18 protein-coding genes are annotated in these 18,667 nt (G+C 39.5%); 6 read left to right on the top strand and 12 right to left on the bottom strand.

The features are described from left to right. Positions 1 to 2 precede the first annotated feature (2 nt). On the bottom strand, positions 3 to 656 hold the full coding sequence (nfsB, locus tag MSG66_RS06660) for an oxygen-insensitive NAD(P)H nitroreductase (protein ID WP_202741737.1): 654 nt from the start codon (positions 654 to 656) through the stop codon (positions 3 to 5). Positions 657 to 795: 139 nt separating this feature from the next. Between nfsB and MSG66_RS06655 the strand changes: the two genes are divergently transcribed. After that, entirely contained in the window at positions 796 to 1,026 is a 231-nt protein-coding gene (locus MSG66_RS06655) for a hypothetical protein (protein ID WP_324653113.1), read from the top strand. Between the two features lie 7 nt (positions 1,027 to 1,033). Here the strand turns inward: MSG66_RS06655 and MSG66_RS06650 are convergent, their stop codons facing one another. Continuing rightward, positions 1,034 to 1,753: a UDP-2,3-diacylglucosamine diphosphatase gene (locus MSG66_RS06650; RefSeq protein ID WP_324653111.1), complete on the bottom strand. Its 720-nt coding sequence runs from the start codon at positions 1,751 to 1,753 to the stop codon at positions 1,034 to 1,036. Between the two features lie 15 nt (positions 1,754 to 1,768). Further along, positions 1,769 to 2,278, bottom strand: a complete 510-nt coding sequence (locus tag MSG66_RS06645; protein ID WP_003652397.1) for a peptidylprolyl isomerase — start codon at positions 2,276 to 2,278, stop codon at positions 1,769 to 1,771. 168 nt (positions 2,279 to 2,446) lie between these two features. Between MSG66_RS06645 and MSG66_RS06640 the strand changes: the two genes are divergently transcribed. Beyond that, positions 2,447 to 4,174, top strand: a complete 1,728-nt coding sequence (locus tag MSG66_RS06640) for a glutamine--tRNA ligase/YqeY domain fusion protein (RefSeq protein WP_324653109.1) — start codon at positions 2,447 to 2,449, stop codon at positions 4,172 to 4,174. A gap of 114 nt (positions 4,175 to 4,288) precedes the next feature. Here the strand turns inward: MSG66_RS06640 and MSG66_RS06635 are convergent, their stop codons facing one another. The 6 genes from MSG66_RS06635 to MSG66_RS06610 form a co-directional block, all read right to left on the bottom strand. Continuing rightward, positions 4,289 to 4,402, bottom strand: coding sequence for a hypothetical protein (locus MSG66_RS06635; protein ID WP_080592263.1), 114 nt, complete (start codon positions 4,400 to 4,402; stop codon positions 4,289 to 4,291). A gap of 159 nt (positions 4,403 to 4,561) precedes the next feature. After that, entirely contained in the window at positions 4,562 to 5,284 is a 723-nt protein-coding gene (locus tag MSG66_RS06630; protein ID WP_324653107.1) for a glutamine amidotransferase, read from the bottom strand. A 166-nt stretch (positions 5,285 to 5,450) separates the two neighbouring features. Continuing rightward, positions 5,451 to 6,266: an ethanolamine ammonia-lyase subunit EutC gene (gene eutC, locus MSG66_RS06625; RefSeq protein ID WP_324653105.1), complete on the bottom strand. Its 816-nt coding sequence runs from the start codon at positions 6,264 to 6,266 to the stop codon at positions 5,451 to 5,453. Between the two features lie 10 nt (positions 6,267 to 6,276). Beyond that, on the bottom strand, positions 6,277 to 7,662 hold the full coding sequence (locus tag MSG66_RS06620) for an ethanolamine ammonia-lyase subunit EutB (RefSeq protein ID WP_133972846.1): 1,386 nt from the start codon (positions 7,660 to 7,662) through the stop codon (positions 6,277 to 6,279). 20 nt (positions 7,663 to 7,682) lie between these two features. Further along, a complete protein-coding gene (gene eat, locus MSG66_RS06615; protein ID WP_324653102.1) occupies positions 7,683 to 9,119 on the bottom strand; it encodes an ethanolamine permease in 1,437 nt (478 codons plus the stop codon). A 220-nt stretch (positions 9,120 to 9,339) separates the two neighbouring features. Next, a complete protein-coding gene (locus MSG66_RS06610) occupies positions 9,340 to 10,851 on the bottom strand; it encodes an aldehyde dehydrogenase family protein (RefSeq protein ID WP_324653100.1) in 1,512 nt (503 codons plus the stop codon). A 142-nt stretch (positions 10,852 to 10,993) separates the two neighbouring features. On the opposite strand from MSG66_RS06610, the gene MSG66_RS06605 reads away from it, so the two are divergent. After that, positions 10,994 to 12,184, top strand: coding sequence for a helix-turn-helix domain-containing protein (locus MSG66_RS06605; protein ID WP_133972852.1), 1,191 nt, complete (start codon positions 10,994 to 10,996; stop codon positions 12,182 to 12,184). Here MSG66_RS06605 and MSG66_RS06600 read toward each other — a convergent pair. Together MSG66_RS06600 and mdh are read right to left on the bottom strand one after the other, a co-directional pair. Continuing rightward, positions 12,181 to 13,149, bottom strand: coding sequence for an alpha/beta hydrolase (locus MSG66_RS06600; protein WP_324653098.1), 969 nt, complete (start codon positions 13,147 to 13,149; stop codon positions 12,181 to 12,183). The genes MSG66_RS06605 and MSG66_RS06600 overlap by 4 nt on opposite strands. A gap of 197 nt (positions 13,150 to 13,346) precedes the next feature. Further along, complete coding sequence (gene mdh / locus MSG66_RS06595) at positions 13,347 to 14,519, bottom strand: iron-dependent methanol dehydrogenase (RefSeq protein ID WP_324653096.1); 1,173 nt, start codon at positions 14,517 to 14,519, stop codon at positions 13,347 to 13,349. Positions 14,520 to 14,749: 230 nt separating this feature from the next. Between mdh and MSG66_RS06590 the strand changes: the two genes are divergently transcribed. The 3 genes from MSG66_RS06590 to MSG66_RS06580 all read left to right on the top strand — a co-directional run bounded on the left by MSG66_RS06590 (position 14,750) and on the right by MSG66_RS06580 (position 17,798). Further along, the gene (locus tag MSG66_RS06590) at positions 14,750 to 16,462 is read left to right on the top strand and encodes an AAA family ATPase (RefSeq protein WP_324653094.1); all 1,713 of its coding nucleotides are present in this window, start codon (positions 14,750 to 14,752) and stop codon (positions 16,460 to 16,462) included. Positions 16,463 to 16,505: 43 nt separating this feature from the next. Next, positions 16,506 to 16,865 (top strand): 5-carboxymethyl-2-hydroxymuconate Delta-isomerase, encoded by a 360-nt coding sequence (locus tag MSG66_RS06585; RefSeq protein WP_197730999.1) that lies wholly within the window; start codon positions 16,506 to 16,508, stop codon positions 16,863 to 16,865. Positions 16,866 to 16,946: 81 nt separating this feature from the next. Further along, positions 16,947 to 17,798, top strand: coding sequence for an AraC family transcriptional regulator (locus MSG66_RS06580; RefSeq protein ID WP_324653279.1), 852 nt, complete (start codon positions 16,947 to 16,949; stop codon positions 17,796 to 17,798). A gap of 29 nt (positions 17,799 to 17,827) precedes the next feature. Here MSG66_RS06580 and thiM read toward each other — a convergent pair whose 3' ends face one another. Next, a complete protein-coding gene (gene thiM / locus MSG66_RS06575) occupies positions 17,828 to 18,655 on the bottom strand; it encodes a hydroxyethylthiazole kinase (RefSeq protein WP_324653091.1) in 828 nt (275 codons plus the stop codon). Positions 18,656 to 18,667: the final 12 nt, after the last annotated feature.

The raw sequence follows: 18,667 nt of genomic DNA, 5'->3' as shown, positions 1-18,667 counted from the left end.
TTTTATAAATAGGTAAAAATAACTTCATCTGGTAGGCGTGATTTAGGTAGTTTGGCATTAAAATCGTTTTCACTGCGATAACCTAGGGAAACAATGACTGAACTACGTAAGCCTTTCTCAGTTAAACCTAACTCAGTATTTAAAATCTCTTCATCAAAGCCCCCCATTGGGGTTGCATCAATTCCTTCTAAACCCGCAGCAAAAAGTAGTTGCCCAAGAGCAATAAATGTTTGATTTTCCATCCATCCAAATAAATTTTTCTGCTCATTTCGATAGAACTCAACATAGCCATGGCGAGTATCTTTTTGGCCTAATTTAGCTTTTTCATCTTTAAAACGACCACTTAAGTCATCTTGCTCAAGTAATTGATTTAAGTATTCAGATGAAATATCTGTTTTTGTGCAAAATACAAGTGTGTGTGATGACTCAAGTACTTTAGGACCATTGTAAGCATATTTACCTGTTAAGGCTTTCGCTATTCTTTCTTTAGCTGCAAGGTTATCCGCAACGAAAAAGTGCCAAGGCTGTATATTCACTGAAGAAGGTGAAAAACGTAAAATTTCTAATAATTTATTAATTTTTTCTTGAGGAATTTTCTTTTCAGAATCATACGCTTTTGTTGTATAGCGACTTTTAACAGAATTCAATAGGTCCATAGGTCTACTCCATATCAATCTTATGGCAATTGAGAGAATTTAATCTTTGTCATCATACGCTATTTTATTCAAAAACATTTCCTATGTAATTTGATAAAGAAATATAATGCTCATATAAAGTTTTAGTAATCTATTGAAAATGATTGATTTAATGCCACCTGAGGCAAAGAGTAAGTTGCGAGAAACTAGAATTGTTAAAGCCTTTATCATTCTTATATTTGTATTGAGTCTGCTTATTTTATACATTGAGTATCACGATCATGCACATATAAGCTGGAAATTTATATTTATTGCCAGCATGTGTGTGATTTACGATTTTGATTTAAATAAAAAAATTAAAGAATTGAAAGTTCAAATAAAAAGTGTCTAATTTCTAGCTAATAATTCCAGACAATCAATTCGAGCTGGTGCGTATTTGAAGATGGATCAATTTCTAAAATATAAGCCTGATCTTCACGCCAATCGCCAAGTACAATTCGTTGTTTAGCTTGCACCTGATGAATCGAGGGGCGGTGAGTATGCCCATGGATCAGTATATCTACATCTGCTAAAGCAGAAATAACGGCTTGCTCATTCACATCCATAATTTCATAGCTTTTTTGCTGTTTATCAGCGGAGCTTCTTTTGCGGAAGCCATTAACCAACTTAGTGCGAAAACTCAGTGGGGTACGGCGTAAAAGAGCAACTAAGAGAGGATTTCGGATAATCTTTTTAAATCTTTGATAGGAAACGTCATCTGTACATAATGCATCGCCGTGTTCTAGACGATATTGATGTCCTGCAATATTGAGGAAATAAATGTCAGGTAGTAAGACGCCATTAAACTTATTGAGGAAAACTTGATTAAGCGCAAAATCACGGTTACCGACTTGAAAGTAAACCCGATTCCCTTTTTGGTTAAAGACTTTTAAAGCCTCAACAATTTCATCAAGCCATGGTGCTGAATAGTCATCTCCAATCCAGGCATTAAACCAATCGCCTAAGATGTAGAGTTGAGTATTTCTATCTTGGTAATGCACCAATAAGTCTAAAAACCCTCGAACGAGTCGAGGGTGTTCAGGTGACAAATGTAAATCTGAGATAAACAGATAAGTCACAGCTTTATCCTAAAATTATTCAGAAATAATTTTAGCAGATTCGATTACAACATTTTCTAAAGGAACGTCAGCGTGATAACCGCGGTTACCAGTACGAACACCTTTGATCGCTTCAACAATGTCTAAACCTTCAACAACTTTACCAAATACAGCATAACCCCAACCTTGAGCAGTTTTAGAGGTATGGTTCAAGAAAGAGTTATTTTTCACGTTGATAAAGAATTGAGCAGACGCTGAGTGAGGAGCTTGAGTACGTGCCATTGCAATCGTACCTTCGTCGTTGCTTAAACCGTTATCAGCTTCATTTTCAATTGAATCACGTGTTGCTTTTTCTTTGAAGTTTTCATCCATACCGCCACCTTGGATCATGAAACCATCAATGACGCGGTGGAAAATAACGCCGTCATAAAAACCGTCACGTACATATTCTAAAAAATTTGCTACTGTTTTAGGTGCTTTTTCAGCATTCAATTCAAGAACAATACGACCTTTATTGGTGTTTAATTCGACTTGAGGAAAACTCATTACATTAATCTCCTAAACATGGGCTTATGACCATGGGTTTTTGGTTGAGAGAAGCATAAGCAAACTGTAAACTACAAGGCAAGTAAAAAACGTTAAAATCTTTGTTAAAAATGAAGATAGCGTTTAAATTTTTCGAAATTTTATCTACAAAGAAGTGATTGATACACTATGAAGCCTAATGATGTTGTCTCGAGCCTGCCAAATAACCCGACACCGAATACTCATGCCTCTGTCGATTCTACGCAGCAAGAACAACAGGCTGGCTTAGATTTTGTTCGCCAAGTCATTACTGAAGACTTGGCTGCTGGTCGTGCAAAGCAGATCGTAACGCGTTTTCCACCAGAACCAAATGGTTATTTGCATATTGGTCATGTGAAAGCGATTTGCCTAAACTTTGGTGTGGCTGAAGAGTTTGATGGTTTATGTAATTTACGTTTTGACGATACAAACCCTGATGCTGAAGAACAAGAGTATGTAGACGGTATTGCGAATGATGTGAAATGGCTTGGTTTTAACTGGAATGGTGAGCCACGCTATGCATCAGGTTATTTTGATCAATTATATGCATGGGCTGTTCAATTGATTGAGCAAGGCGATGCCTATGTGGATTTACAATCTCCAGAAGAAATTAAGTTAAACCGCGGTAGTTTTGTTGAACTTGGTAAAAATTCACCATACCGTGATGTATCTGTTGAAGAGAACCTCGCGCGTTTTGAAAAAATGCGCAGTGGTGAATTTAAAGAAGGTGAAGCTGTTCTGCGTGCCAAGATTGATATGGCAAGCCCAAACGTACATATGCGTGACCCAATTTTATATCGCGTATTGCATTCAGAGCATCACCAAACAGGTGATAAGTGGAAAATCTATCCAATGTATGACTACGCTCATCCATTGTCTGATGCTATTGAGGGGATTACTCACTCGCTTTGTACATTAGAGTTCCAAGATCACCGTCCGTTTTATGACTGGATTGTAGAAAAAGTAAAATCTGAAGCGGTTCCGCATCAGTATGAATCTTCACGTTTAAATGTGGACTACACCATTACATCAAAACGTAAATTACGTAAATTGGTGGAAGGTGGTCATGTGAATGGTTGGGATGACCCACGTATGCCAACTGTAGTCGGTATGCGTCGTCGTGGCTTTACTGCTGAAGGTTTGCGTGAATTCTGTAAGCGCGTAGGTGTGTCAAAAACTGACGGTATTGTAGATGTTGCAATGCTTGAGTTCTGTATTCGCCAATCTTTAGAAAATACAGCTGCGCGTGGTATGGCTGTTTTAAGCCCTCTTAAAGTGACTTTAACCAATTTACCGGAAGATATGGATATTAATCATGCTCGCCATCCAAACGTGGATATGGGTGATCGTGTAATTCCTTTAACCAAGGAAATCTATATTGACCGTAAAGACTTTGAGGAAGTTCCACCAAAGGGCTTCAAGCGCTTAATTCCTGATGGTGAAGTACGTTTACGTCATGCTTACGTGATTAAATGTGATGAAGTCATTAAGGATGCTAATGGTGAAGTGGTTGAGTTGAAATGTTCAATTGACCCTGAAACCTTAGGTAAAAACCCTGAAGGCCGTAAAGTAAAAGGCGTAATTCACTGGGTATCTGCGACTAAAGGCATTCCTGCTGAAGTACGTATTTACGATCGTTTGTTCACAGAAGCAGACCCTGAAACAGGTGATGATTTCTTGGCAAACCTAAATCCGGATTCGATGAAAGTGTTAGAAGCTGTCATTGAACCTGCTTTGGCACAAGCGAGCCCTGAAGATCGTTTCCAATTTGAACGCGAGGGTTATTTCGTTGCTGATCAACATGATCATTCACCTGAAAAACCAGTGTTTAACCGTATTCTCGATTTGAAAGATAGCTTTAAGCCTGAGAAAAAGTAAGCCGAGTAACATGTTTTTGAGTAAATAGCAGATATAAAAAAGCCCAACTCAGTTGGGCTTTTTTATATCTATTTTCTTACCTATATTATTCTTTATTGTGCTTTGGCAAATAAGCTAAGCTGGATTAACCACATAAAAATAAAGAACAATAATGATAAGAAGAATAAATGCTAGCGATAAATAAGTATTCACCGTGTTAAAGCTTTTAATAAATTTCAGGATTTCCATAGTAAATCAGCGTTTATTTTATGTTACAAAATGAATAAATTAATAATACACGGAAATTAATTATAAAGGTTCCCAAAGATAGATTAATAATCCATCTTTGGGTAAAAATTAAGCATTTGGTTTTATGGATATAATTTAATTAATATATTAAATTGAAGATTAACCACTATATCCAATTCGTTTAAGAAATTTTTGAATAACGTCAAAAGCAGCTTGTTCGAGGCTCTGAGCATATTGCTGATTTTCTTCGCGAAGTTTTGGAATTGAGATATTTGCATGGCGAAGTTCACATGTATGACCAATTAACCATTTTTCAAAATGTTCTTCAGTACTTTCAATGTGAAACTGTAAGGCAAGAATATTATTACCGACTTCAAATGCCTGATTGGTGTAAATATCAGAGCTTGCTAAGAGCACTGCATTTTCAGGAAGGTCGAAAGTATCACCGTGCCAATGTAGAACATGAACATTATTAAGCAAACCAGATAAAACCTGATTAGCGCGTAGGCTTAAGCTCAGTGGACCCCAGCCAATTTCTTTTTGATGTCCTGCATATACTTTTGCACCAAGTGCATGAGCAATAAGCTGTGCACCTAGACAAATACCCAGAGTAGGTTTATCAGCTGCTAGACGTTGTTTGAGTAAAGCAATTTCATTTTTTAAGAATGGATAATCGTCAGTTTCATAAACGCCGATTGGGCCACCTAAAATAATGGTTAAACCTTCATGTACAAAAGCAGGGGTTAAATCATCAACACCCGCCTCAAAATAACGGACACGAAATCCGAGTTGATAAAAGACATCTTCTAATGAACCTAAGTCTTCGAAAGCAAGATGCTGAATGGCATAAATAGTTTTTGGGAAGGCGTTTGTTGTGCTCATACAAATGATTCATAGAAGATCAATATGTGGAGTATAGCGATAAATATAAAGAAGAGAATATCTGTATAAATCGCTAATACCCAGGAATTGATATTTTTCGTTGAAATGATGTTGTTATGCAAAGGATTATCTATTTATCAATAAATCCCTATACATATTCTATTGTTTAAAATAATAGCTTTTGAGTTCCCTCAAGACCTATATCTGAAAGTTGATGTTCATCTTTTAAATTAACGCCTGAAAAGCCGAGCTGTTTTGATTTTTTCATTAATGTCATTAAACGTTGTACCGCAACAGGAATGCTTAAACCTGCTGAGCGAACATTGGAAATACAATTGCGTTTCGCATCTGAACAACCTGCATAGGCATTCCATGTGTAGTAAATTCCCATACTGTCAGGAGAGCTTAAACCTGGGCGCTCACCAATCAGCATCACAAGCATGGATGCTTTAAATATTTCAGCAACTTCATCACCTAAGGCAACCCGACTGCCTGTCGCAAGTGAAATTGGTGCAAGACTCCAGTTTTCTTGCTGAATTTGTTCACTCAGCGCTGCAATAAATGCCAATGCATTCGCTTCAATTGCTCTTGCAGAGAGTCCGTCACCTATCACAATACAAACATCGTACTGTTGTGGGTTTTCTGCATATTCCTTAATTAAGACATCTTTTGATTGGCTTGAAAGCTGACGCCCTAAATCTGGACGCTTAAGGTAAATTTCTTTATTAGCGGAATTACTTTGAATATGAAGACTTTTGAGCTGCTTTTGCTGTAACTGTTCAGATAAATATGAAACATCTAGATTTTGATAAACCGCATCTTTTGCTTGTGCATGAGACAACTGAAACTCAAGTAAGGCTCGTGTTGGGATACTACAGCCTGCACGGCCCAGAGCAATACGGGCATCGGTAAACTGTTTGAGTTTTTCCCACTGATCTTGATGGGTAGAAGAGGGATATTGAATATCACGATTAAGTTTCATGGCGTTCTCCCTAGTTCATGAGCAGACGAGAGAATTGGTCAGGCATGTGATCTGCCCAACAAATTTGAGAGTTTTGTTGTTTAAAAATACCTTGTTGTTCAAGCCAAGCAGAAAACTCAGGGGCTGGCTTTAATCCTAAAAGTTGTCTTAAGTAGAGGGCATCATGGAATGACGTCGTTTGATAGTTGAGCATGACATCATCTGAACCCGGAATACCCATAATAAAGTTGATGCCCGCGGCGCCAAATAGGGTAAGCAGAACATCCATATCATTCTGGTCGGCATCGGCATGGTTGGTGTAACAAATGTCGCAGCCCATTGGCACACCAAGCAATTTACCGCAGAAGTGATCTTCTAGGCCTGCGCGTATAATTTGTTTGCCGTTAAAGAGATATTCGGGGCCAATAAAACCGACTACTGTATTGACCAGAAGCGGGTTATATTTTCGGGCTACGGCATAGGCACGAGTTTCCAATGTTTGCTGGTCAACGCCGTGATGTGTATTGCTTGATAAGGCGCTGCCTTGACCAGTTTCAAAGTACATAACGTTTTGTCCAATGGTCCCGCGTTTGAGTGCTAGCGTGGCTTCATATCCTTCTTGTAGTAAGTCGAGCGATATTCCAAAACCCTCGTTGGCTTGTTGAGTGCCAGCAATTGACTGAAACATTAAATCAATCGGCACATTTTTTTCAGCGAGTTGAATACCTGAGCTGATATGCGTGAGCACACAAGATTGGGTTGGAATTTGATATTCCTGAATCACATGATCAAGCAATTTCAGTAGCTCTGACAAATTATGTAAGTTATCTGTCGCAGGATTAATGCCAATCACGGCATCGCCATTACCATACATCAAACCATCTAAAATACTGGCAGAAATACCGAGCACATCATCAGTCGGGTGATTGGGTTGTAAGCGAGTGGAAAGATGGCCTTTTAAACCGATGGTGTTGCGAAACTGGGTAACGACTTCACATTTGCTGGCAACATAAATCAAATCTTGATTGCGCATAATTTTGCTGACAGCAGCCACCATTTCTGGAGTTAAACCTGATGCTAATGCTTTTAAGCTTTGGGTGGTCGCTTCTTCTCCAAGCAACCAATTTCGAAAATCGCCCACTGTAAAGTGTGAAATAGGGGCAAAGGCTGCCAAATCATGTTCATCAATAATTAGACGGGTAATTTCATCTGTTTCGTAATCGACCACAACTTCATTTAAAAAGGTTTTAAGAGGTACATCGGCTAGAGTCATTTGTGCCGCAACATGTTCAGTTGCATCTGTTGCTGCAATACCAGCTAACTCGTCGCCTGAACGTAACGGCGTTGCTTTTGCCATTAATGTCTTTAAGTCAGCAAAGTGATAGTGTTGATTGGCAACAATATTACGATAACTCATGATTGCATCCTTATCTGGTTTTATAGTTCTTGTTCTGCGGCTTTAATATTTGCAAACTCTTCTTCTGGTGTACCTTTCACTAAATGATAGCGGCTATAGAATAAAAAGTAAGCAATAAACACGATGTAAATAGCAGCAGCAATGAACCAGACTTTCGGGTTTACCACAAAACCTGCAACGACCGCAGCCACTGCTAAAACTAATGCAATACTTGAGGTTACAATGCCGCCGGGAGTTTTATAGGGACGGGGCATGTCGGGTTTAGATAGGCGTAATTTGATGTGAGATAAAAGAATCAACACATAAGAAATGGTTGCCCCGAAAACGGCAATTAAAATCAGTGAATCGCCTTCTTTAGTAAGTGAAAGTAAGAAACCGATAATGCCCGGAATAATAATCGCAAGATAAGGTGCTTTATTTTTATTGGTTAATGAGAGTGAAGTCGGTAAATAGCCAGCACGTGACAGTGCAAAAATTTGACGCGAATAGGCATAGATAATTGAAAAGAAACTTGCGATTAAACCTGCTAAACCCACAAAGTTTACAAAGGTCGCTAGCCATGTATTAGCTCCATAAACTTTAACCAGAGCGTCTACGAGAGGAGCGCCAGAGTTTTGCAAAGTACTTGCACCCGCTGCGCCCGCACCCAAGAATAAAATGAGCATGGCAAACACCGTTAATATGAGCATTGCACCGATTAAACCCCGTGGGAGAGATTTGGCTGGATCTTTCGCTTCTTCGGCTGCTAAAGGAACACCTTCAACTGCAAGGAAAAACCAGATTGCAAAAGGAACTGCTGCCCAGATACCTAAGTAACCATGGGGTAAAAAACGACTTGCGCCTACCCCTGTACCAACTGGAATATCTAACAGGTTTTGTGCATTAAAATGCGGAATCATTGCAGCAATAAACACTATAAGAGCAACCGCTGCGACAAGCGTAATTGCAAACATGATTTTTAAGGCTTCACCAGCACCTTTCAAATGTATGCCCATAAAAATGGCATAGCAGGCGAGGTAAATCATCCAGCCATTAATACCAAATAAAGATTCGCAATAACCACCAATAAATACTGCAATCGCCGCAGGGGCAATTGCATATTCAATTAAAATAGCTGTTCCTGTTAAATAGCCACCAAAAGGACCAAAAGCCGCGCGGGCAAAACTATAACCACCACCCGCCGTAGGCATCATAGTGGACATTTCTGACATAGAAAGGCATAGGCACAGGTACATAAGTGCAGCAAGTGCGGTGGCAATAAACATACCGCCCCAACCACCTTGGGCAATGCCGAAGTTCCAACCGGCAAAATCACCCGATATCACATAAGCTACGCCTAAACCAATCAGGAGTAACCAACCGACCGTGCCTTGTTTAAGTTGGCGTTGTGCAAAATATTCTGCTGACGAGATTTCAGTGTTTGAAGAAATGACGGAAGCTGTTTCTGGTTGATTCATACAATACTCCTTGGAGTTGGTTTGTATTAATCAATGCAAAAGCAATGCCTAAATGAAGCGATTTAAAGGTTTGATGATGGTTTTTTATTCCAAATGATAAAAACTCATGGTTTAACAACATAAATAAAAAAGCCAGCAATCTAAATTACTAGCTTCTTACATAATTAATGATCTTACTTCTTTCTAGTGTTGATAGCCTGGTATCAACTTGGTGCAGAACTTAGAAGAAGCCCATTGGTTTCGTTGAATAACTCACCAACAAGTTTTTAGTTTGTTGATAATGATCTAACATCATCTTATGGTTTTCACGGCCAATACCTGACTTTTTATAGCCACCAAATGCAGCGTGAGCAGGGTAGATGTTATAGCAGTTTGTCCAGACACGACCCGCTTCGATCGCACGACCAGCACGATAAGAAATGTGTGCTGAACGTGACCAAACGCCTGCACCTAAACCATACATGGTGTCATTGGCAATTTTGATTGCGTCGTCAAAGTCTTTGAATGTTGTCACAGCAAGCACAGGTCCAAAAATTTCTTCTTGGAAAATTTGCATGCTGTTGTGACCTTTAAAAATAGTCGGATCAACATAGAAACCATCGCCTACTTCTTTACGGCCACTACCGCCAAGTAAGAGTTCTGCACCTTCTTTACGGCCCGTATTAATACAACTTAAGATTTTCTCTTGTTGTTGTAGAGACGCTTGAGCACCAATCATGGTTTCAGTATCAAGTGGGTGACCCGTTTTAATACGTTTTACACGCTCGACGGCCATCTCCAAGAACTGATCAGCAATGCTCTCTTGTACTAAAGCACGAGAAGGGCAAGTACATACTTCACCTTGGTTCAAGGCAAACATTGCAAAACCTTCAAGTGTCTTTTCTAAGAAGTCATCTTCTTTATCCATGATATCTTCAAAGAAAAGATTTGGTGACTTACCGCCAAGTTCTAAGGTCACTGGAATAATATTTTCGGTCGCATATTGCATGACCATTTGTCCAGTTTGGGTTGAACCTGTAAATGCAATTTTGGCAATACGTGGATTTGTCGCTAACGGGCGGCCAACTTCTGCGCCGAAACCATTCACAATATTAAGCACACCCGGCGGTAAGATATCTTGGATGAGTTCAGCAACCAGTAAAATACCTACTGGTGTTTGCTCTGCCGGTTTAATCACGACACAGTTACCAGCGGCTAAAGCAGGAGCAAGTTTCCATGCTGCCATTAAAATTGGGAAGTTCCATGGAATGATTTGACCCACGACACCTAGCGGTTCATGGAAGTGGTAAGCAATCGTATCTTCATCAATTTCAGAGATGCCGCCTTCTTGAGCGCGAATACATCCAGCGAAATAACGGAAATGGTCAATTGCAAGTGGAATGTCTGCTGCTAAAGTTTCACGTACTGCTTTACCGTTATCCCAAGTTTCTGCTACTGCTAACATTTCAAGATTTGCTTCTAAACGATCAGCAATTTTTAAAAGTATATTAGAGCGGACCGTTGGCGAGGCTTTATTCCATGTTGCTTTGGCTTTATGTGCTGCATCTAGAGCGAGTTCGATATCTTCGGCACTAGAGCGTGGAATACGGGTAAAAGCTTTTCCGTCAACAGGAGATACATTGTCAAAATAAGCACCTTTTACAGGTGCAACCCATTCACCGCCAATAAAATTTTCATATTGTGATTTGAATTGAACTTTTGAGCCCGATTGATTTGGATCGATATAGCGCATATAAATATTCCTTTGCTTTTTAGGACTAAAGACTAACAAGAACCCTGTCAGTAGGTACTTTCGTACTTTGTTTAATTAGGATATAAAGAAGAAGGTTGGAGAAAGGTTGGAATAGAAATGTGGATATATAAGGAACTTACAAATGTTCACAAAAAAGGATTTATTGCAGCAACGGACGTTGATTGATCAACTGCGTACGCAAAATAGTCTCTCTCCTCAAAATGCTGCCAAACTGGGTCAAAGTATTGCAAGTTCATGGGAACGGTCAGCCTCTGCTGCGATTCCTAAAGAGCGTTTTGCTGCCCCATTAGTCGAGAAAAAATCTGCTTCACAAAATGCTTTAGATATGGCCTTAACGCAATGTGCTGATGATTTACGCCATATTGCTGAGCAATCTTCAATGGTAATAGCCGTGGGGGATATTGGTAGTACGATCATTTGGACGGCAACAAGTGCGCAAATGCAAAGTGCTGCTGAGCGTGTTCACTTTGTGCAGGGCGGGCAATGGCGTGAAGAATTTGTTGGCACCAATGCATTGGCTTTGTCTTTAAAAACTCAACAATCAAGCTGTGTTTTTTCCAATGAACACTATATGGAATCAATTCATGATTGGGTGTGTTATGCCGCGCCAATTATCGATCCTTATTCAAAACAAACTCTAGGTGTCGTTGATTTATCGACGACTTGGAAAAATCATAATAGTTTGGGAATATTGGCTGCTGAACGTTGTGCTTCAATTATTCAATCTGCCTTGCTAGAGCAGCAGCGTCAACAATTAAATATTCGGGCATTTTCGACACCACAAGTTAAATTTAATGGCAAAAGTTTGTTATTAACACCGCGTCAAATTGAGATTTTAACTATATTGGCCTTATGTCCGCATGGTTTAACTTTAGAGCATCTTTATCAGGCGCTCTATGGCGAACGTAAAGTCAGTATGGGTACGCTTAAAGCTGAAATGTCTCAACTTCGAGATATTTTGGGGGGCTTGCTTGGTTCACGTCCATATCGTTTGCTTGTTCATGTAGAAGCCGATTTTTTGCAAGCTGAACAAGCACTGGATGCAGGATATGCAGCCTCAGCTTTGCAGCTTTACACAGGTGTTTTTCTGGCAAAAACTGAAAGTCCGTTTTTATGTGCATGGCGTGACTGCCTCGAATCACGCCTAAGCGATGCAATTTTTAAAACCCAAGAAACAGATTTATTACTTAAGCATTTAGCTCATTTCCCCGAAGCAATTGATGCGGTAGAACGCCTTATGGAGTTAGTGCCGAGCGAACATCCTGCGCATCAACTGCTGGTGAAATACCTTGACTCACCTAAGCTCAGTTAAGTGATTTTTTGATCCAGCCACTGGAATAATTGTTGATAGACTTGTTCCCGTACTGGCTGGGCCGAAAGGACTAAATCATGCAATCCATTGTGAATAGAGACAACGGAGACATCGCCTTTGATTTTTTTACCATGTTTTGCAATGTCTTTAACATCTAAAATCACATCACTTTGAGTCGCATCTGTTCCCCATTTTTTAGGGTTTTTAGTCTGATGAGAATGCATAATCAGCGCGGGAACATTGAGTTTAACCCCGCGATGTATTTCTTTTTGTGCTGTATGAATCGCATGTAGAAAGCTGAGTTGAACTGTCGGGGCAGAGGTAGGTTTCCAGTCCAGATTAAAGTCCCATTCGCCCTTGAGCTGTTTGTGAAGGCTCGCGGTGTACCATTTGTTTAATTGACTTGGGAATTTAACTTTTGGCAGATATTTTCCTACTCGACTGAGCACTGGAATACCAAATTTCTTCTCGACTAGGCTTAAATTAAAATCGTAAAACGGGCTGTTTGCCCATAGCGCTTTAATAAGAGGGTGGCTTGGGTGATGGGCAGTATAAAGCGTTGCTGTCAGACCACCAGTCGAATGGCCTGCAAGCAAGACCTGAGTGTGTTGTTCTTTAGCAATGATATCTAATGCTTGAGTAATTTCGGCATCGTATTCATTTAAATCAAGCACATTATAGAAAATTTGATGGGGTAGCTTTGAACGGCCGTATTTTCTTAAATCTAGTGCGTAGAAGTCATAACCATGTGCATTGAATTGTTCAGCCATTTCAGTTTGAAAGAAATAATCTAAAAACCCATGAATATAAAGCACAGCTTTTTGAGTCGGTTGAGCAGCTTTCTTACGAACTAGGGTTGCTACAACTTTACCTTCATAATCATCAGGAAAGTTGAGTGTGAGCTGTTCGTAGCCAGTTCCTAAAATATCTGGGGCATATGTTTGAGTAGCTGAGGATGTATTCATTTTTATCGAGCTATTGTAATTAAGACATGCTGAGTATCCTTCAATGAAATGGGCGAATTGTCAATCAGGTTTAGAGGTTGGTTTGGAATAGAGGTTTTAAAAAAAGGGAATACCGCTGGAGCTAAGTATTCCCCAAAAAGTAAGTCAACGGTCGGAGGGGTTTGACTTACTAGAGGGACATGCCATTTACATCAGTATTAAAGTGCTGCTTTAAAAATCTCCACAACTTGCGCATGATTTGCTTTACGTGGGTTGGTCAGCATACAAGCATCTTTTTGAGCATTATCGGCCATGACTGTAAGGTCTTCAGTTTTCACGCCTAGCTCTGTTAAACCAGATGGAATACCAATGGATGAAGACAGTTTGCGGATGGCATCAATTGCAGCATACGCAGCTTCCATCACAGTCAGTCCATGAGTTTTTACACCCATTAACTCAGCGATTTTTGCGTAGCGATCTGGGCAGGCAATTAAGTTAAATTCACATACGTGTGGTAATAAAATTGCATTACATACGCCGTGAGGTAAGTTATAGAAACCGCCCAATTGATGCGCCATCGCGTGAACATAACCTAAAGATGCATTGTTAAATGCCATGCCAGCTAAGTACTGTGCATAGCTCATGGCATCACGAGCTTCGATATTTTCACCATTTGCGACAGCAGGTTGTAGCCACTGACTAATCATGGTAATCGCTTTTTCTGCACAAGCATCGGTAATTGGGTTAGCCGCCGTAGAAACGTACGCTTCAACAGCATGAGTTAAAGCATCCATACCCGTTGCAGCTGTTAAACCAGCAGGTTTCGCAATCATGAGTTTCGGATCATCAATTGCAATAAGTGGAGTACAACGCCAGTCAACAATTGCCATTTTTACGTGAGTGTCTGTATTGGTAATAATACAGAAGCGAGTCATTTCAGATGCAGTACCAGCTGTGGTATTGATTGCAATCAGCGGCGTCATTGGTACTTTGCTTTTATCAATACCTTCGTAATCACGAATATGACCACCGCCAGCAGTTACTAATCCAATTCCTTTCGCACAGTCATGAGAAGAACCACCACCTAGCGAGACAATAAAGTCACAGTCATTGTCGTTATAGGCATTTACACCATTATGAACATTGACGTCTGTTGGGTTTGGTTCAGCACCCGGAAAAATATGGCTAGCAACGCCCGCTTCAGTTAAATAGTTTGCAATAAGATCTGCGACACCAAATTTAAATAAGCCTTCATCGGTCACAATTAATGCTTTTTTTGCGCCGAGGTTTTGTGCCTTTGTGCCAATTTCTTTGGCACATCCTGGTCCAAAGAGTGATACACAGGGAATATAAAAACCGTTTGTTTGATCTGCAATATTTTTAAAAGCCATGGAGTGATTCCTTCTTCCATAAATCCATTGTTTGTTATTACAGGTGAGCCTCACCATGGCCTTAGTATTGAGATATGAAGATCATTTTCCTACCTACCAAAAACCTACCAAATATTATTTTGCTATTAATTATTGATTTATATTGGTTTTATAGAAATTTTTTCACATTCATTTAATTTTTTCGGGAAAATCGTTAAGCTATGGGCTGTTGAAGATGTACTTACGAGATTATGAAACAGGAAACTGCGCTTAAACTGCTTAAAGCAGGGGAAAATGTCTTTTTAACCGGCTCGGCTGGTGCAGGGAAAACTTATACACTCAATCAGTACATTCAATACTTAAAAGCACGTAAAGTGCCTGTGGCTATTACGGCGTCTACAGGTATTGCTGCAACACATATGAACGGTATGACCATTCATACATGGGCAGGCATCGGCATTAAAGATCAGTTAACTGACGATGACCTGAAACGTATGAAAGAGCGTAAATATCTCAAGGAACACCTTGAAAATGCGCAAGTTCTCGTCATCGATGAAATCTCGATGTTGCATGCAAAACAGCTTAATCTTGTGAATCAGGTTTTAAAATATTTTAAAGAAAGCGATGAAGCTTTTGGTGGTATTCAAGTCATTGTGGCCGGAGATTTCTTTCAGTTACCGCCAGTTGGACGTAATAGTGAAGCCAACCGTGACAAGTTCTGTTTTATGTCGGATGCATGGGTCGAAGCCAAATTTCGCGTATGTTATTTAACAGAACAACACCGTCAGGATGATGAAATTCTTAACCAGATTTTAAATGCCATTCGTGCGCAAAATATTCAATCAGATCACCTACACGCACTGCGTCAATCACGTTCACATGATATTGGTGAAACCTTTACCCGTCTTTATACGCACAATATGGATGTTGACAATATCAATTGTCAGCACTTAAATGAAATTGATAATGAAGGGCATCAATTCAATGCGGTTTTAGATGGTAATGAAAAACTGGTAGAAACATTAAAATCTTCAGTTCGTGCACCAGAAGAACTTACCTTAAAGAAACATGCAAAAGTCATGTTTGTAAAAAACAACTTTGATATGGGATATATCAACGGGAGTTTAGGTGAAGTCATTGGTTTTGAAGAAGATGATGAAAATGGTTTGCTACCAAAGGTAAAACTAACCGATGGCACGACATTGCTTGTTGCGCCTGAAACTTGGTCAGTTGAAAACGATGCAGGCAAAGTAATTGCTAGTTTTCAGCAAATTCCACTTCGTTTGGCATGGGCAATTACCATTCATAAAAGCCAAGGGATGACCTTAGAAGCTGCTGAAATTAACCTCATGAACACCTTTGAAAAAGGTCAGGGCTATGTGGCATTGTCGCGTTTAAAATCTTTGACCGGTTTAAAATTATTAGGTATTAACGAGCAAGCTTTAGAGTTAGACAGTTTGGCTGTAAAAGCCGATCGCCGTTTTCAAGAGCTTTCTAAAGAAGCGGAAGTTAATTTTGCTGATGTAGATTTAACGCCGCAACACAAAGCCTTTATTCGTCACTGTGGCGGAACCTTAAATGAAACAGAAATTTCTCGTAATGAGAAAAAACTCTCAAAAGGTGCGAAACAAAATTACGCCTCAGCAACGTTAGACGAAACACGTGCGTTGTTTGAGGAGGGCTATGAGATTGAAGATATTGCACATGAACGTGGCCTTACCCCAGCAACCATCATTAATCATTTGGCCCGACTTCATAAAGAGCAAAAACTGGATATTTCTGTTGCTCATCCTGGTGAAGAAGTGGTCGAAGAAATCCGTAAAATTTATAAAAAACTGAAAAAGCGACAAAATCTAGATCATTTTTCTGATGACGGTTCGATCAAACTAAGACCAATCGTTGAAGCAACCAGTCCTCGAATGGGATATGATCAAGTTCGATTAGCTTTATTATTTATTGAGTAAAGTTTAATTAATTTAATTACTTATTACATAAACTGAGGTGGCTATGCCGCACGTTGTAGTTGATTATTCAGATAACTTAACTGGATTAAATGCAAAACAATTACTTGAAGAAATTAATACCACGCTCATTGAAACAGAGTTATTTAGCCCAGAAGATATCAAAAGCCGTGCGCGTAAAGATGAAGTTTTCCTAATCGGTTTAGGAGCTGACCAAGCCTATATTCATGTGAAAGCCTACATTTTGTCAGGAAGAAATGCAGAGCAAAAACAGCTGATGGGTGATCAGTTATTAACGGCACTCAGTAATAAAAATTATCTAGAACAAGGGTTTAATAAAGAAATTCAATTGTGTGTTGAACTCATTGATATGCCGAGAGAAGATTACTTCAAGCAAGTTATATAATCTTAAAAAACGCAATTTCGATCAAGAATAGAGATCAGCACTATGTAAAAGTAGTGCTATCGAATGAACAGACATAAATGTATGGCTGTATATACCCAAAAGCTGCAACTGGTTTGCGATTATGTTCAAAGACATTTAGATGAAGATTTAGATATCGATCGACTGAGCCAGATTGCAGCCTTATCTAAGTTTCATTTTCATCGTATTTTTGCCATTCATATTGGTTCAAATGTGATGAAGTTTATTCAGCTTTCTCGTTTAAAACGAGCCTCTTTTCAACTGGCTTTTGAACCCGATCTCAAGATTATTGATATTGCATGGCAAGCAGGGTTTGATAGTCCAGAGGCATTTACTCGTGCATTTAAGCGCTCATTTGATCAAACTCCTCGCGCTTTTAGAGATAAACCAGACTGGGAATCTTGGCACCAGAAGTTTATTTTTACACTTCCGAAAAGTGAGCTAAAAATGAATGTAAATATTGTTGAGCGACCTGCTGAAAAGATTGCCTATCTGTCCCATTTAGGAAGTCCAGATAAAGTTTTTGAAACTGCTGCACGTTTTATTGCTTGGCGTAAAGAAACAGGGTTATTACCTGTGGCGAAGTCTAGAACTTATGGTATTCCGTTTGCTGACCCTGAACAGACACCATCTGATGAGTTTCGGTTTGATATCGCGGGTTCAATTGAAAAAGTTGTGCCTGAAAATAGTTACGGTGTACAAACAGGAGAAATTCCTGCGGGTCGTTATGCGACCATAAGACATTTGGGTAGCCATGACCAGATCAAAGAAAGTGTGTATTACATCTTTAAAAACTGGTTACCTGAGCAACCCGAAGAAGCAGGGGATTATCCAGTCTTCTTTCACTATCATAACTTTGTGCATGATGTGAAAGAATGTGATCTTATTACAGATATTTATTTACTTTTAAGATAATTCTTTACCAAGGAAGGCATAACTTGCGGTTATGCCTTTAAACCTAATAGCTTTATATTTGCATATTGCTCAATCAGGTTGGCATCTAACATATGGATATAATCCATAAAGATGTTACTAAAACTTCCCATAGTTTGTGCCTGATTCGCTGCAAGTTTACCCGCAATTGCAAAATGCACATGTGCTGAAAGTGCTGCAATGGTTGGAGCCGTTACTGCACTATATGCAGCGATTAATGCGCCCAAAGCACAGCCAGTTGCTGTAATTTTTGGTTGTAAGGGACTTCCGCCGTTAATTTGAATAACGACATCAAGTTCTTTAGATAAAATGTAATCTGACTCGCCTGAAATTGCGATACAGTCTGTATGTACTAATAACGCGTAGGCCTGTCGATAGGCATCATCACTACTTAGGGTGCTATCTACACCTTTAGATTGAACTTGATTGCCTGCAAGCGTACTGATTTCTGAAGCGTTACCACGAATTACGCTAGGCTTAAACTGTAAAAGTTCATCTGTCATTTGACTGCGCCAAGCTAAAATTGGTCCATAGCCCACCGGATCAAGCACCCATGGAATATCATTTAGCTGCGCTGTTTTAGCTGAGATCTGCATGGCTTGCATTTGCTCGGTGGTGGGCGTACCTAAATTAATACTTAAAGCTGATGAAATTTTTGTAAAACTTTCTGCTTCATAGGGATTATCAATCATCGCAGGTGACGCACCAGAGGCTAGTAATACATTGGCCGTATAGTTAGCCGCAACGCTATTGGTAATACATTGCACAAGAGGTGTTTTTGCCTGCATGTTCTGCCAAGCCTCAATGACCTGTTCAATCAATCTAGATGTTGATGTCATATTATTATCCCT

This window comes from Acinetobacter sp. IK31, assembly GCF_035615195.1.
GTDB lineage: Bacteria > Pseudomonadota > Gammaproteobacteria > Pseudomonadales > Moraxellaceae > Acinetobacter > Acinetobacter calcoaceticus_C.
This window is presented reverse-complemented; position numbering and strand designations above follow the sequence as displayed.